Here is a 14,068-nt window from a genome sequence, read left to right as displayed (position 1 = left end):
CGTCAGATCCCGCCCTCCTCACGCCGGTGGATCTGCTCGACCAGCTCCGCGGCCATGCGCTTGATCGTGTCGAGCCCCGCCCTGCCCCAGGGGCGCGGCTCGACATCGACGACGCAAACCGTGCCGAGCGCCATCCCCGTACGGTCGATCAGCGGCGCGCCCAGATAGGAGCGGATGCCGATCTCCTCCACCACGGGATTGCCCGCGAACCGCGGATAGTCGCGGACGTCCTCCAAGACGAGGGCCTTGCGGCGCACCACGACGTGCGGGCAGTACCCGTGATCGCGGGCCATGTAGCGGCCCGTGACTCCGGCCGGGCGCTCCGGAGTGTGCAGGCCCGCGAAGAACTGTCCGTTCTCGTCGATGAAGTTGACCATCGAGTAGGGCGCCGCGGTCAGCTCGGCGAGCCGGTCCGCGAAGACGTCGAAGGCCGGTTCGGGGCGCTGTCCGATGCCGAGCCCGCGCAGCCGCCGCACCCGCGCCGGAGCCTCCGTGTCCACCGGGGTGAGCAGCAGCCGCCCCGTCGGGTCGTGTGTCACGTGTGTGCTCCGTGGCTGGCCGCCGGGGCGTGGTTGAGGAGGTGCTTGACAAGGATGAGGAGGGTCTGGATGCCGGAGCTGGAGATCCGCGCGTCACAGCGCACGACCGGCACTTGGGGGTCGAGGTCGATGGCGGACCGCACCTCCTCGGGTTCGTAGCGGTGGGCGCCGTCGAACTCGTTGATCGCCACGATGAACCCCATGCCGCGCTGCTCGAAGAAGTCCACGGCGGCGAAGCAGTCCTCAAGGCGCCGGGTGTCGGCGAGGACCACCGCGCCGAGGGCTCCTTCGGAGAGTTCGTCCCACATGAACCAGAACCGCTCCTGGCCGGGCGTGCCGAAGAGGTACAGCACGTGCTGCGGATCGAGGGTGATCCGCCCGAAGTCCATGGCGACGGTCGTCGTGGTCTTGTTCTCCACGCCGGACAGGTCGTCGGTGGCCTCGCTGACCGTGGTGAGCAGCTCCTCGGTGCTCAGCGGAGCGATCTCGCTGACCGCGCCCACGAAGGTCGTCTTCCCGACCCCGAAACCACCCGCGACCAGGATTTTCAGCGCGGTGGGGAAGGGGTCAGAGCTGTCGTCGTAATCCATCGAGCACTGCCTCCAACAGGGACCGGTCAGTCGGGTTGTGGTACAAGTCCGGGGCCTTCTGGGTGAGGGCCCCGCAGTCGAGGAGATCCGAGAGGATCACTTTGGCCACGACCGCGGGCAGCCTCAGCTGCGCCGCGATCTCGGCGACGGAGGTGGGCGCGTCGCACAGGCCGAGGGCCGTGGCGTGCTCGGGCCCGAGGTAGCCGAGCGGAAGGGCGCCGGTCGCCATCACCAGGGAGAGCAGGTCGAGTTGGCTGGTCGGTCTGGTCCGTCCGTTGCTGACGGTGTAGGGACGGACGAGCCGTCCCGCTGCGTCGTCGAGCCAGGGCCCGTCGTGCGGGGCCGCCACCCTCAACGCCTCATCGGCGCGGGTTCGCCGGCCGGCTGCCGGGGGGCGGTGATCAGATACGGCCGTACGCTCTTGACCAGCATCGCCATCTCGTAGCCGAGGACGGCCGCGTCGGCCTCACGGCCGGCGAGCACGGCCAGACAGGTGCCCGACCCCGCGGTGGAGACGAACAGGAGCGTGGAGTCCAGTTCCACGACGACCTGGCGGACGTCACCGCCGTCGCCGAAGCGGATGCCCGCGCTGCGCCCGAGCGAGTAGAGCCCCGAGGCGAGGGCCGCCATGTGGTCGGCGCTGTCCGGGTCGAGGCCGTGCACCGACTTCACGAGTCCGTCGGAGGAGAGCAGGACAGCGCTGTGGGTGTGCGGCACACGCTGCACGAGGCCGCTCATCAGCCAGTCGAGATCGGATACATGGCCGGTCGGCGCATCGCTCGCCATGGTGGATCGACTCCTTGAGGTACGGACGTACGTAGGTCTGCGGGGGCAGGGGCGGGGGTGGTCGGCCGGGGCCCGGCCCGGGGTGCTGGTCAGGCGCCGGGTCCCGGCCCGTCGTGCGGGGCGTCGGCCGGGCGCTCCCGCGAGGTGGGATCACGCGCGTCCTGCGCCTGGGCGAGGCCGATGCCGCGCTGGAACGCGGCCATCAGGCCCGGGTCGTGGCCGACGACCTGGTCGGGATCGGGGGCCGGCCGCGGCGCCGGTGAGTCCCGCAGCTGGGGTGCGATGTGTTCCTGGGCGCGCCGTTTGGGGAGCCGGGGCCTTTCGACGCGGCCGCGCACGGCGCCGTTGCGCGGGGTCGGCGGTGCCGCCGCGTGCTCGGCGGCGGCCTGCCGGTCCTCGGGCCGGATGCCGGGCGTCGCGTCGGCGGGCGTCGGCCGGTCCTCGCGCGCGCCGCGCACGGGGAGGGGGGCGGGCCGGGTGCCGTTCGCGGGGCGGGGGCGGGGCGGCACGGGGACGGGTTCGGGGGCGGGCGCGGGGTGGGGATCGGTTCGGGAGGCGGGGTGAGGATCGGTGCGCGGCGCGGGGTGAGGATCGGTGCGCGGCGCAGAATCAGGATCGGTTCGCGGCGCAGGGTCGGGCTGAGTTCGCGGGGCGGGGTGAGGATCCGTGCGCGGCGCGGGGTCGGGCTGGGTTCGCGGGGCGAGGTGGGGCTCGGTTCGGGGCTCGGGCAGTGCTGCACCCGGCGCTTCACCTTGTGCGCCGCCCTGTACGACTTCTCGTACGTGCCCGGCGGCGCCCAGCGACGCCGCTTCGGCGGCCGGTCGGCGCCGGGTGACCTGCACCGCCTGCTGCTCGGCGCCCAACAGCTCCTGCGGCAGGATCAGTACGGCCTGGACACCGCCGTAGATGTTGGTCTGCAGCCGCACCGCGACACCGTGCCTGCGGGCGAGCGCGGAGACCACGTAGAGCCCGATGCGGCCGTCCTGCAGCAGGCTCGCGACGTTGACCTGGTCGGGGTCGGTGAGCAGCCGGTTCATCTTCGTCTGCTCGGCGAGGGGCATGCCGAGGCCCCGGTCCTCGACCTCCACGGCGAGCCCGGCGGTCACGAGGTTGGCGCGGAGCAGAACCTGGGTGTGCGGCGCGGAGAACAACGTGGCGTTCTCGACGAGTTCGGCGAGCAGGTGGATGACGTCGGCGACGGCGTGCCCGCGCAAGGTGCCGTCGATCGGCGGCACCAGCTTGACGCGCGAGTACTGCTCGACCTCCGCGATGGCCGAGCGCATCACCTCGGTCATGGAGACCGGGTTGCTCCACTGGCGGCGCGAGACGGCGCCGCCGAGCACGGCGAGGTTCTCGGCGTGCCGGCGGATGCGGGTCGCGAGGTGGTCGACGTGGAAGAGGCCCTTGAGCAGTTCGGGGTCCTCCACCTCGTTCTCCAGCTCGTCGAGCAGCGCGATCTCGCGGTGCACGAGGGACTGCAGGCGCCGGGCGAGGTTGACGAAGACCTCGACCTTCTGTTCGCTGCCCGCGTGGCTGGAGAGCTGGGAGGCCTGTACGACGGCGCCGACGGCCACCTCGTGGGCGCGGTTCAGCTCGTCGGCGAGCAGGTCGAACTCGTCGCCGCCGGGCCGCGCCCGGCCCGGTGCGCGGGGAGCCGGTGTGCCGGGGGCAGGGGTGCCAGGGGCCGGGGTGCCGGGGGTCGGCGGCTGGTCGCCGCGGCGCAACTGTTCGACGACGCCGCGCAGTTCGGTCTGGCTGCGCGCGGTGGCGCGACGCAGCGCGCCGACGCGGTCGCGCACGGACCTGGCGGCGCGCTCGGCGGCGACAGCGGCGAGCACGATGCCCACGAGGCCGACCAGCGCGGCGGCGGTGAGGACGGCGAGCAGGGCGGGACTCGGCCGGGAGCCGGTCGAGCGGAGGGTGAACAGCACGGCCGCGCAGGCGCTCAGGCCCACGGCGACGGCCGGCAGCACAGCGATCCGCAGGAGCTGCGGGCGTATGTGCGTCTCGGGCAGTGCGGCGGCGGTCCGGCTGCCGGGCCTGCCGTGCCGGCCGCCCTCACGGCGGTCTGCGCGGGCGGCCGGTGCGCGTAGGTGAGACATCTTCGTCCTCGGTACGTTGCGACGAGGGTCCGGCGGTCGGCCCGACTCCTCTTTGCGGCGTGGTTGCGGCATCGCCGTGCCGGCCGGCAGGTCGCGACGTCAGCACTGTGTCGTCATCCCTGCGTCGCCCGACGGCCACTCACGGTAGTCGGCAACGCATCACGTGCGGTGGGCAGTTGACAAAGTCAGCGGGGCAGCGTCCCGCTCTGGTATGACGCCTCGTACGGGGGTCCGATTACCGTCGAACACGGGACCGATGTGCGGATGGCTCCCCTGCTGTAATGACCGAATGCACCTCAACCCTTACGGCGCGGACGCCGTGAACCTGGCCGCCGACCTCGCCAACTCCCGCCCGGCCAGCGCGGAGGAGCTCGCGGACCGCTGCCGTGCCGCCGGTCTCACACTCGAACGCCCGGTCGACGCGGACGACTTGGCGCGCGCCCAGGAAGCCCTGGACGCCTGGGAGAAGGTCGTCGACGCCACCGCCGAGAGCGAACGCGCCGAACTGGTCAACGCCATGCTGGCGGCGGCCACCGCCCACCCGCGGCTGACCGACCACGCGGGCAGCGGCTGGCACCTGCACTACCGGGAGGACCGGCAGCCGCTCGGCGCCCTGCTGTTCTCGCTGATCTCCGTCGGCACCGCGCTGCACCTGGCGGGGCGGGGCATGCACCGGCTGCGGCGGTGCGCCGTGGCCGAGTGCACCACGATCTTCGCCGACACCTCACGCACCGGACGGCAGCGCTACTGCTCCCAGCGGTGCGGGAACCGTGACGCGGTCCGCAGACACCGCGCCCGGACGGCCTGAGCCGCCCCGCTACCCGTCTGCCCGCCTATCCACCTGCCCGCCTATCCGCCTATCCGCCTATCCGACGGACGTCGTCTCGTGCTCCCCGTTGTCCGCCTTGGGGCCTGCGATCGCGCGGACGACCATGGTCGACGCTCCCGGCCAGCCACCGTCCGGCTCGACGGCGACGCCGCGCCACCACAGCGTGCCGGGCAGGGGCCCCGCCCCGGGCTCGAAGGGCTCGCCGGGGCAGGGCAGCGCGATGGTGGCGTCCGCGCGGCGCGCCGCGGCGACCGTGCCCTCCCCCGGCTCCGACCAGGCGTGCGGGGCGAGGTTGAACGTCCCCCAGTGGATCGGCAGGAGCACCCCGCGCGGCTCGCCGCCCTGGAGGTCCAGGTGCGCCCGCACGCCTTCTTCGGGCGTCATGTGGATGTCCGGCCAGAACTCGCTGTAGGCACCGATCTGGATCATCGTGAGGTCGAACGGGCCGTGCGCGGCGCCGATGTCCTGGAAACCCTGGAAGTAGCCGGTGTCGCCGCTGTGGTAGACGCGGTGGTCCGGCCCCGCCACCACCCAGGACGCCCACAGGGTGTGCTGCTGGTTGCGCAGGCCCCGGCCGCAGAAGTGCCGTGCGGGGGTGGCCGTGAGGGTCAGCCCGGCCACCTTCGCCGTCTCGTGCCAGTCCAGCTCGCGGAGGCGGTCCGCCGGCACGCCCCACCGCTCCAGGTGGGCGCCGACGCCGAGCGGCACCGCGAAGACCGTGTCCGTACCGGCCAGCGCCTTGATCGTGGGCATGTCCAGGTGGTCGTAGTGGTCGTGAGAGATCACGACGACGTCGACCGGACCGAGCGCCTCCAGCGGCACCGGGACAGGGTGCAGCCGCTTGGGCCCGGCGAAGGAGAACGGCGAACACCGCTCGCCCCACACCGGGTCGAAGAGCACCCGCCGCCCGTCGATCTCGACCAGAACGCTGGAGTGGCCCATCCAGGTGACCCGCAGACCGCTGACCGGCGGCTTGGCGAGGTCGGCGAGGGTGGTGGCGTGCACAGGGACGGTGCCGGCAGGCCCGCGGCGTACGCGCTCCTCCTTGCGGAAGTAGACCTTGGCGAACTCCATGGTCGAGCCGGTCGGCCGGGTCCGCGCCCCCACGGGGTTCTGGAAGGAACCCTCGGCCACGGAGAAGTTCGGCGATCTGCGGATCCGGGCCAGCCGGGCACCCGCGGGATCCGCTCCGAAGGCAGCGGACCGCAGCGAGCGCAGCCCGGGAATCAGGGACCGGGACACGGGACCTCCTGAAGGGGGTGGATAGGCCTCCCCATTATGTCCACCGCCTCCGGGAGAGTGCTGCGCGGGCAGATTGAGGGGCGGCCGCCCGGCGGGAGGAGGGCGGGGGCGGGTGTTGCCTTGAACCGCCCGTCAGGGGGAACCGCCCGTCAGGGGCGGGGGCGCAGGCGGTCGTCCTCGGGGGGTCGGCCGCCGAGGCTGGTGATGAGTTCGCGGCACAGGTCGCGGAGCTTGACGTTGCGGTTCTGCGAGGCACTGCGCAGGATGCCGAACGCCCGTTCGGCGTCACAGCGCTGCTGGCCCATGATGACGCCGATGGCCTGGTCGATGACGCTGCGCGAGCGCATCGCCGTCTCCAGTTCGCTCGCGAACTGCTGCGCGTCCGCGATGCGCTGCGCCAGCGCGATCGCCCCGGTGGCCTGGGCCGCCACCACACGCAGCCCCGTCAGGTCCTCGTCGGTGAAGCCGTCCGGTTTGGGAGCGTAGAGGTTGAGGGCCCCCGTGGTGTGGGTGTGGGCGGCGATGGGCAGCGAGAGCGAGGAACGGGTGCCGCACGCCACCGCGTGGGCCGGATAGGCGCCCCACCGCCGCTCGCCCAGCATGTCCGCCACGACGACCTCGTCACCGCTGCGCAGGGCCTGCAGGCACGGCCCGTCGTCCAGGCCGTACTGCTTCTCGTCCAGCTCACTGGCCGCACGGCCAGCGCTGGCCACCGTCAGGTGCCTGCCCGCACGGCTGATGGTGATGCCGCAGCTGTCCGCCGCGACCGTGAGACTCAGCGCGTGGGCGGCCAGCGTCTCCAGGAACTCTTCCAGGGAGTCCGTCTCCAGCAGGAGGTCGGTCACGAGCAGGTCGTCGTCGTACGTCATCGGGGAGCCCCCTCGGGCAGGCGCCGAGCCTGCGTCAGCGGTCGTCTCGGCGCTCCACCGAGCCAGCAGAACGGCTGCACCCCTCACCATCGCACGGACGCGGACGGCAACCGGCCACTTTGCCATAGGGATCTCCTATGGGCCCTGCTGATATTTGGTCTTTGTCGCCCGTTCCACTGCGGCCGTACGGTGAAACAGCTCGACGAGGCGCGCCGCAGTGAATTCCCCGAACTCGCTTACTGCGTACGCTGCGTACGCCTTTCCCTATTCCGTCGGGCGGAAAATCACGTACTGAGAGGACCGATGGAATGACCACGATCGAGAGCGGAACAGAAACGCGGGAATTCGCTGGAAAGCGGGCTCTGGTCACAGGCGGTTCCCGCGGAATCGGAGCGGCCGTCGTACGCCAGCTCCTGGACGCGGGCGCCCAAGTGCTCACGACCGCCAGGTCGGCGGCGAGCACCGTGCCGGAGGGCGCCACCTTCGTGGCGGCCGATGTGCGGACGCGGGCCGGAGCGGAGGCAGTCGCCGCGTCCGTGGAGAAGGAGCTCGGCGGGGTGGACGTCATGGTCCACAACGCGGGCGGTGGGCGACCGTACGAAAGCACCTCCGCCATCCCCGACGAGGAGTGGCAGGACGCGTTGGAGTTGAACTACCTGGCGGCGGTGCGGCTGGACTCGCTGCTGGTACCGGGGATGCGGGACCGGCGCTCGGGGGTGATCGTGCACGTCTCCTCGGCCGCGGTCCCCGCCACGCCACCGCCGTTCCTGCCCTACACGGCGGCGAAGGCGGCGCTGGAGAACTACAGCCGGGGGCTGGCCTCGGAGCTGGCGCCGTTCGGCATCAGGGTCAACACGGTGTCTCCCGGCAGGGTCGCCACACCGGGCGGCGAAGCGACCCGCGCGGAGTGGGCGCGCCTCGACCCGTCTCAGGAACAGGGGCAGGGGCAGGCGCAGGAGAAGGGGCAGGGCGACAGCCCCGTGCCGCTGGGGCGCGACGGTCAGCCCGCCGACATCGCCCACGCCCTGCTGTTCCTCATGTCCGACCGGGCGAGCTGGCTCACCGGAAGCAATCTCTTCGTGGACGGAGGTGAATTCCCCAGAGGGTGACGCCGAGGCGATTCCACGCCGCGGTGATTCCACGCCGAGGTGATTCCCGGCCGTCAGGGCACCGGTGAAAAGGCAGCGGAATTCGTCCAGGTTTCCTGGCTCAGGAGTTCGAGCAGGACCTTTTCCGCCGGGCCCGCGCCCTGCCTGAGCACGGCGATGACGGGCTGGGAGACGCCCGGCGACACCGGGCGGACGAGGGGCTCGTGACCGTGGGGCACCGCGGAGGCCGGCACGAGCGTGACGCCCAGCCCGTGGGCGGCCCACCGCACGGCCGTCGCCGTCTGGGACACGCGGGCGGCCGTGGCCGGGGCCAGGTCGTTGTCCCGCAGCACGCTCAGCAGCACGCCGTCGAGCGCGCTGTCGCGGTCGAACCTCACCCACGGCTCGCCGGCCAGAGCGCGCAGCTCGACCCGGTCCGCGGCGAGTTGGCGGTGCCCGTCGGCGAGGACCACGACGAACTCCTCGTCGCCGAGATGGTGGGCGTCGGCGGGGCTTCGCTCGCACGCCGCCATCAGGGCGAGGTCCACCACGCCCCGGCGGCACAGCCGTTCCAGCTCGGCGGAGCTCGGCTCCTCGAAGACGGTGACCTCCAGCCGGGGGAAGCGGCGGCGCAGCGCGCCCAACGCGCCCGGCAACTGCCGCGTGCCGAAGCCCATCTGCACCGCGACCACCAACTCGCCCACCAGCTCGTCGGCACCGGCCCGCGCCGTCGCCCGCGCCCGCCGCGACGCGCTCACCGCGACCTCCGCCTCCCGCAGGAAGGCGCGGCCGACCACGGTGGGCACCAGTCCGGTCGGTGTGCGGGCGAAGAGCTGCACGCCGAGTTCCCGCTCCAGGCCGCGGATCTGCTGGGACACCGAGGGCTGTGCGACGCGCAGCAGTTCCGCCGCCGCCGTCACCGACCCCTGCTCGGCGACGGCCAGGGCGTACTCGTACTGACGAAGGCTCATTCGGCCGCCGTCCCCCCTCCCTGCGGCGGACCGCGACCGCGGTCCGCCCCCGTTTGTCATTCCACAGTCGTACGGGCTCGTCCGCTCAGGAAGCGGCCCCGATCTGCAGCTTGAGGGTGTCGAGGTTGCGGAAGCCCTTCGCCTCCACGTGGTCCCCGGAGCTCTCGCCCCGCAGGCGCCGCCCGATCCACGGCACCAGGTACTCGCGCGCCCAGTGGATGTCGTCGCGCCGCACCTCCAGCGTGCCGCGCGGCGGCATCGGAGGCCACGCCTGGTCGGGGTCCGCGGGCACGTCGAGGCCCAGGACCTGACCGGCGCGCAGCGCCACGCGCGTGTGGCCCTCGGCGGAGAGGTGCAGCCGGTCGCCGTCCCAGGCCCGGCGGTCCTGGACGGTCTTGAGGGACCACAGGTCGAGCACGGGGCACCCGTACCGGTCGGCGATGGCACGGACGTGCATGTTGTACGTGGCGATCTTGCCGCGCAGATGCTTGAGCACCGCGACGCCACGGGTGTCGAAGCCGGTGGTGACCATGACCGTGCCGACCGCCGACGTGAGGTCGGCGACGGCCCGCTCGAACCGCTCGGCGACCTCGTCGGGATCGGTGCCGGGCCGGATGATGTCGTTGCCCCCGGCGCAGAACGTCGCCAGGTCGGGGGCGAGCTCCTTGGCCCGCGGCAGCTGGTCCTCCACGATCTGGTCGAGGAGCTTCCCGCGGACGGCGAGGTTGGCATACCGGAAGGTGTGCTCGGGTACCCGGTCGTCCAGCAGGACCGCGAGGCGGTCGGCCCAGCCGACGAAGGTGCCGTCGGGGCCCGGGTCGCCCACGCCTTCGGTGAAGCTGTCGCCGACCGCTGCGTAGGAGTTGAATACGCGGTTGTTGTTGGGGTGGTGGATGAAGGTTGTCGACTCTGCGCTCACGACGTCACATCCTTCACCTCCCTAAGTGACCTACGCCACCGTAGGGAGGGGTTGACGGTGGGTGAGATAAGCCACCGGTCAAGATTCACCCAACTCGGAATAAGTGCACGATCCACCTTTTGCCGCACGTCACGCCCGTTTTCGCGGCACGTCACGCCCGCAGGCGCCGCCCGTCACCCCTGTTTTCGCCGCACGTCACGCCCGTCGCAGCCGGAACACCGCCGCGTCCAGGTCTCCCTTGAGCCCGGTCCGCAGCCCATGGTGGAGCAGCACCGCACCCCGGTGGGTCTCCCCCGTGTCCGGGCAGAAGTAGGCCGCCGCCGGGTCGAGCCCGCGCAGCCGCACCGGTGCCGGCTCCTCCCCGTACGCCTGCGCCCGCAGCCAGGCCAGGACGACGGACTCGTCGCCCCGCACGTACTGCACGGCACTCAGCCCCTCCCCCGGCGGACGCAGCCGGTAGAGGTCGCCGAGCTGCACCACGGGCCTGATCTCCTTGTAGAGATCCACCCAGTCGCGCGCCTCGGCGAGCTCGCCCTCGGTCCATCGCGTGAGATCGCCGCCGATGCCGAGCACACCCGCCATGGCGCTCACGAACCGGAAGCACAGCGAGCTGGTCCGGCCGTTCAGCTGGGTGTTGGGGCTGTCGGTGACCCAGGCGGCCATCACGCGGGCGGGATGCAGCTGGCTGAAGCCGTGCTGGATGGCCAGCCGGTCCAGCGGGTCGTGTTGTCGGAGGTCCACACCTGGTCGGTGCGGGAGAGGATGCCGAGGTCGATCCGTCCGCCGCCGCCCGAGCAGGACTCGAAGGCCACGGTGGGATGCGCCGCGCGGAGCCGGTCGAGCAGGTCGTACAGGGCGTGCGTATGACCTGACCAGAGCCGTTGCGGGTAGGGCGCGCCGGGTCGGCCGACGTCGGTGAAGGAGCGGTTGAAGTCCCACTTCACGTAGTCGATGGGCGCGCTGGAGAGGAGTTCGTCGAGCCGCCGCCACAGGTGCGCGCGGACGTCCTCCCGCGTGAGGTCGAGGACGAGCTGGTTGCGGTACTCCGTGCGCGTACGGCCGGGTTGGTGCTGCACCCAGTCGGGGTGGGCGCGGTAGAGGTCGCTGTCGGGGTTGACCATCTCCGGTTCCACCCAGATGCCGAACCGCATCCCGAGTTCGTGCACCTCGTGGGCGAGCGGGCCGAGGCCGCCGGGGAAGCGGTCGGGGTTGGGGAACCAGTCGCCGAGGCCCGCCCGGTCGCTGACCCGCTCGCCGAACCACGCGTCGTCGACGACGAAGAGTTCCACGCCGAGCGCCGCGGCCCGTCGGGCGAGCCTGCGCTGCTGCCCCTCGGAGATGTCGAAGCCGGTGGCTTCCCAGGAGTTGTAGAGGACGGGGCGGGGCGTGTCGGCGTCCGGGATCACGTGCGCGCGCTGGTAGGCGTGCCAGGCACGGCTGGCGCCGCCGAAGCCGCGGTCGGTCCACAGGCCCGCGAAGACGGGGGTGGCGACGGCCGTGCCCGGTGCGAGGAGCTGCTGGCCGGAGTCGTCGTGCCCACTGCCGCCGGTGATCTGCACGGCGCCGTCCGGCAGTTGGTGCACGGAGATGCGCCACGAACCGGACCAGGCGAGCGCGCAGCTGTAGACCTCGCCGCTCTCCTCGGTGGCGTCACCCTCGTCGAGTGCGACCCAGGGCAGGTGGTGGTGGCCGGTGTGGCCGCGCCGGCTGCCGATGACCTTTTCGCCGTACGTGAGGTCGGCGCGCGTCAGCCGTGACTCGGCCGCCCAGCGGCCGTGCAGCTGCGACAGGCGCCAGCGGTCCCGCCGGGGCAGCGTCCAGGTCGCCGGGTCCTCCCGCAGCAGCTCAAGGTCCGGCGTGCCGAACCGTCCCCGGTGCGTGAGGGCGACCTGTCGCTCGACGACGTCCCCGCGCAGCCGGTAGATGAGCGTGATCTGCAGCTGGTGCACGGAGTCGAGGAAGTGGAGCTGGAGCTCGTCCTCGTCGGCCACGGAGTTCTCGTACCGCCACTCGGTGCCTCGCACGCCGCCGCCACGCACCGAGAGGGCAGGCGGCACGAAGCGCGGCCCGCCCTCCACCGGATACTCCTCACGCCCGTCGAGCCACGACTCGAAGGGCCGCTCGGGCGGCAGCGGCTCGGCGGCCAGCGCCTCCGCGTCGGCGAGGGCGATCCGCGGCCCCCAGTGGAGGTGCAGGAGTTCATCGTGTTCCGTCAGCCGCAGGGCGTAGCTGCTCCTGGGTCCGGAGAGCAGCCACGTACGGCCATCGGCACCGGTCTCGATCATCAGGCCCCCGCCCGATCCATGGAGTTCCACTGGGCACGCGCTCGTCCGCCATCGTGCCATCTCTGCTCGTGTCAGCTCTCTGGTTGACATGCAGCCGTCGGGCTGCCAAACATTGAGATGCAGCCGCCTGGCTGCCTGACTGGGGGTGACGGAAGGTGGACGCGGCGTTCAAGGCGCTGGGGGATCCGGTGCGGCGGGAGCTGCTGGACCGGCTGCGGGACCGGAACGGCCAGACCTTGCGGGAGCTGTGCGCGGGTCTGGACATGGCCCGCCAGTCGGTCAGCAAGCACCTGGCCGTGCTGGAGGACGCCCAGCTGGTGACCACGGTGCGGCAGGGGCGGGAAAAGCTGCACTACCTCAATGCCGCACCGATCAACGCCATCGCCGGGCGGTGGATCAGCCAGTTCGACCGCGACCGGGTCAACGCCCTCGCGGACCTGAAGAGAGCATTGGAGCAGACACCCATGGACAGTAAGACGTTCGTGTATACGACGTACATCCGCACCACCCCGGAACGGCTCTGGCAGGCGCTCACCGACCCGGCCTTCACGCACCGTTACTGGGGTGTCAGCTTCGGCACGGACTGGGCGCAGGGCTCCCCGATGACCTGGACCGAGACGGGGGCCACGACCGAGGACCCCGAGCAGATCGTCCTGGTCCACGAACCGCATCGCCGCCTCGCTTACACCTGGCACACCTTCAGCCCGCAGTGGGCCGAGGCGAACGGCATCGACGAGGAGCTGCGCGCACGCCTCGCGAGCGAGCGCCGCTCGCGGGTCACCTTCGACCTGGAGCCCCACGGCGACCAGGTCAAGCTCACCGTCACGCACGAGTTCGACCCGTCCGGCACCCTGCACTCCATGTGCAGCCAGGGCTGGCCGGCGATTCTCTCCAGCCTCAAGACGCTCCTGGAGACCGGCGAACCCCTCGCCTGAAGGGGTGATCGTCCCAAGAACGCATGTCGTATCGTCAAAGGCGCACCCACCGGCGAGCCGCGCCGGCCGAAGAGCCTGAGGAGAGCCCGTGACGCAGCAGGTCCCGCCGACAGATCTGTCAGAGGTGTCAGCGCTGTCAGAGCCCGAGCTCTCCGGAGTGCGCAACTTCCGTGACGTGGGCGGGCTCCCGACGGTGGACGGTCGCCGCGTCCGCCAGGGCCGCCTCTTCCGCAGCGGTCACCTCGCGCACGCCACCGCGGCCGACGCCGAGTTCCTCTCCTCGCTGGGCCTGCACACGATCTTCGACTTCCGCAACGCCGCCGACCAGCGCCTCGAAGGCCCGGACATCGCGCTGCCGGGCGTGCGCAACGTGAACCTGCCGCTGACCGACCCGGCCGACGGCGCCGAGTTCTGGAAGATGGTGCGCGACGGCGACCTCGACCAGCTGCGCTCGATCCTCTCGGACGGCCGGGGTGCGGCCCGGATGGAGACGGCGTACCGCACGATCATCAAGGAGCGCACCGCCGAGCACAGCAAGGTGCTGCACGCGCTCGCCGAGGACAGCGTCCCGGCGCTCATGCACTGCGCGGCGGGCAAGGACCGCGCGGGCCTGTCCATAGCCGTCACGCTCCTCGCCGTCGGCGTGGAGCGCGACGCGATCGAGGCGGACTACCTCGAGTCGAACGTGAAGCACCGCCGCTACAAGGTGCACCGCTCGGACAGCTCCGCGAACGCGATGTCGCCCGAGGTCATGGAGCTCCTCGACCCGCTCTTCGACGCCCGCGCCGAGTACCTGGCGGCGGCCTACGAGACGATCGAGCAGACCTGGGGCGACGTCGACACCTATCTCTCGGACGGTCTCAAGGTGAGCGCCGAGACCCGTGAGCGTCTCCGCGAGCGCCTGCTCGACTGA

General features: G+C 71.9%; 13 protein-coding genes and 1 pseudogene. 4 read left to right on the top strand and 10 right to left on the bottom strand.

Annotated features, from left to right (window positions below; all coding sequences use genetic code 11):
- Window positions 1–2 precede the first annotated feature (2 nt).
- The 5 genes from ACZ7LU_RS05790 to ACZ7LU_RS05770 all read right to left on the bottom strand — a co-directional run bounded on the left by ACZ7LU_RS05790 (window position 3) and on the right by ACZ7LU_RS05770 (window position 4,017).
- On the bottom strand, window positions 3–539 hold the full coding sequence (locus tag ACZ7LU_RS05790) for a GAF domain-containing protein (protein WP_468085913.1): 537 nt from the start codon (window positions 537–539) through the stop codon (window positions 3–5).
- On the bottom strand, window positions 536–1,129 hold the full coding sequence (locus ACZ7LU_RS05785; protein ID WP_362998458.1) for a GTP-binding protein: 594 nt from the start codon (window positions 1,127–1,129) through the stop codon (window positions 536–538). Before ACZ7LU_RS05785 ends, ACZ7LU_RS05790 begins: the two co-directional genes overlap by 4 nt.
- Window positions 1,107–1,478, bottom strand: a complete 372-nt coding sequence (locus ACZ7LU_RS05780; protein WP_398299176.1) for a DUF742 domain-containing protein — start codon at window positions 1,476–1,478, stop codon at window positions 1,107–1,109. The genes ACZ7LU_RS05785 and ACZ7LU_RS05780 overlap by 23 nt, the downstream gene beginning before the upstream one ends.
- 2 nt (window positions 1,479–1,480) lie before the next feature.
- Entirely contained in the window at window positions 1,481–1,915 is a 435-nt protein-coding gene (locus tag ACZ7LU_RS05775) for a roadblock/LC7 domain-containing protein (RefSeq protein WP_398299178.1), read from the bottom strand.
- A gap of 89 nt (window positions 1,916–2,004) precedes the next feature.
- Entirely contained in the window at window positions 2,005–4,017 is a 2,013-nt protein-coding gene (locus ACZ7LU_RS05770) for a sensor histidine kinase (RefSeq protein WP_471915806.1), read from the bottom strand.
- Between the two features lie 289 nt (window positions 4,018–4,306).
- Between ACZ7LU_RS05770 and ACZ7LU_RS05765 the strand changes: the two genes are divergently transcribed.
- Entirely contained in the window at window positions 4,307–4,825 is a 519-nt protein-coding gene (locus ACZ7LU_RS05765; RefSeq protein WP_471915805.1) for a CGNR zinc finger domain-containing protein, read from the top strand.
- Window positions 4,826–4,882: 57 nt separating this feature from the next.
- Here ACZ7LU_RS05765 and ACZ7LU_RS05760 read toward each other — a convergent pair whose 3' ends face one another.
- Window positions 4,883–6,088, bottom strand: coding sequence for an MBL fold metallo-hydrolase (locus ACZ7LU_RS05760; protein WP_471111160.1), 1,206 nt, complete (start codon window positions 6,086–6,088; stop codon window positions 4,883–4,885).
- A 149-nt stretch (window positions 6,089–6,237) separates the two neighbouring features.
- Window positions 6,238–6,957, bottom strand: coding sequence for a GAF and ANTAR domain-containing protein (locus ACZ7LU_RS05755; RefSeq protein WP_471111163.1), 720 nt, complete (start codon window positions 6,955–6,957; stop codon window positions 6,238–6,240).
- A gap of 308 nt (window positions 6,958–7,265) precedes the next feature.
- Between ACZ7LU_RS05755 and ACZ7LU_RS05750 the strand changes: the two genes are divergently transcribed.
- Window positions 7,266–8,066, top strand: coding sequence for an SDR family oxidoreductase (locus ACZ7LU_RS05750; protein WP_471915804.1), 801 nt, complete (start codon window positions 7,266–7,268; stop codon window positions 8,064–8,066).
- Between the two features lie 53 nt (window positions 8,067–8,119).
- On the opposite strand, the gene ACZ7LU_RS05745 is transcribed toward ACZ7LU_RS05750, so the two are convergent.
- From ACZ7LU_RS05745 to ACZ7LU_RS05735, 3 genes and pseudogenes are all read right to left on the bottom strand, one after another.
- Window positions 8,120–9,016: a LysR family transcriptional regulator gene (locus ACZ7LU_RS05745; protein ID WP_471915803.1), complete on the bottom strand. Its 897-nt coding sequence runs from the start codon at window positions 9,014–9,016 to the stop codon at window positions 8,120–8,122.
- Between the two features lie 85 nt (window positions 9,017–9,101).
- Window positions 9,102–9,935 (bottom strand): SGNH/GDSL hydrolase family protein, encoded by an 834-nt coding sequence (locus tag ACZ7LU_RS05740; RefSeq protein WP_471915802.1) that lies wholly within the window; start codon window positions 9,933–9,935, stop codon window positions 9,102–9,104.
- A 195-nt stretch (window positions 9,936–10,130) separates the two neighbouring features.
- Window positions 10,131–12,220, bottom strand: a pseudogene (locus ACZ7LU_RS05735) (alpha-galactosidase).
- Between the two features lie 155 nt (window positions 12,221–12,375).
- Between ACZ7LU_RS05735 and ACZ7LU_RS05730 the strand changes: the two are divergent.
- Both ACZ7LU_RS05730 and ACZ7LU_RS05725 read left to right on the top strand, forming a co-directional pair.
- A complete protein-coding gene (locus ACZ7LU_RS05730; protein WP_471915801.1) occupies window positions 12,376–13,155 on the top strand; it encodes an ArsR/SmtB family transcription factor in 780 nt (259 codons plus the stop codon).
- 88 nt (window positions 13,156–13,243) lie between these two features.
- A complete protein-coding gene (locus ACZ7LU_RS05725; protein ID WP_471915800.1) occupies window positions 13,244–14,068 on the top strand; it encodes a tyrosine-protein phosphatase in 825 nt (274 codons plus the stop codon).

The sequence above is a fragment of the Streptomyces sp. NPDC039462 genome, from assembly GCF_055639375.1.
Note: the sequence above shows the minus strand (reverse complement) of the source record. Positions and strands in the feature narration are given on the sequence as shown.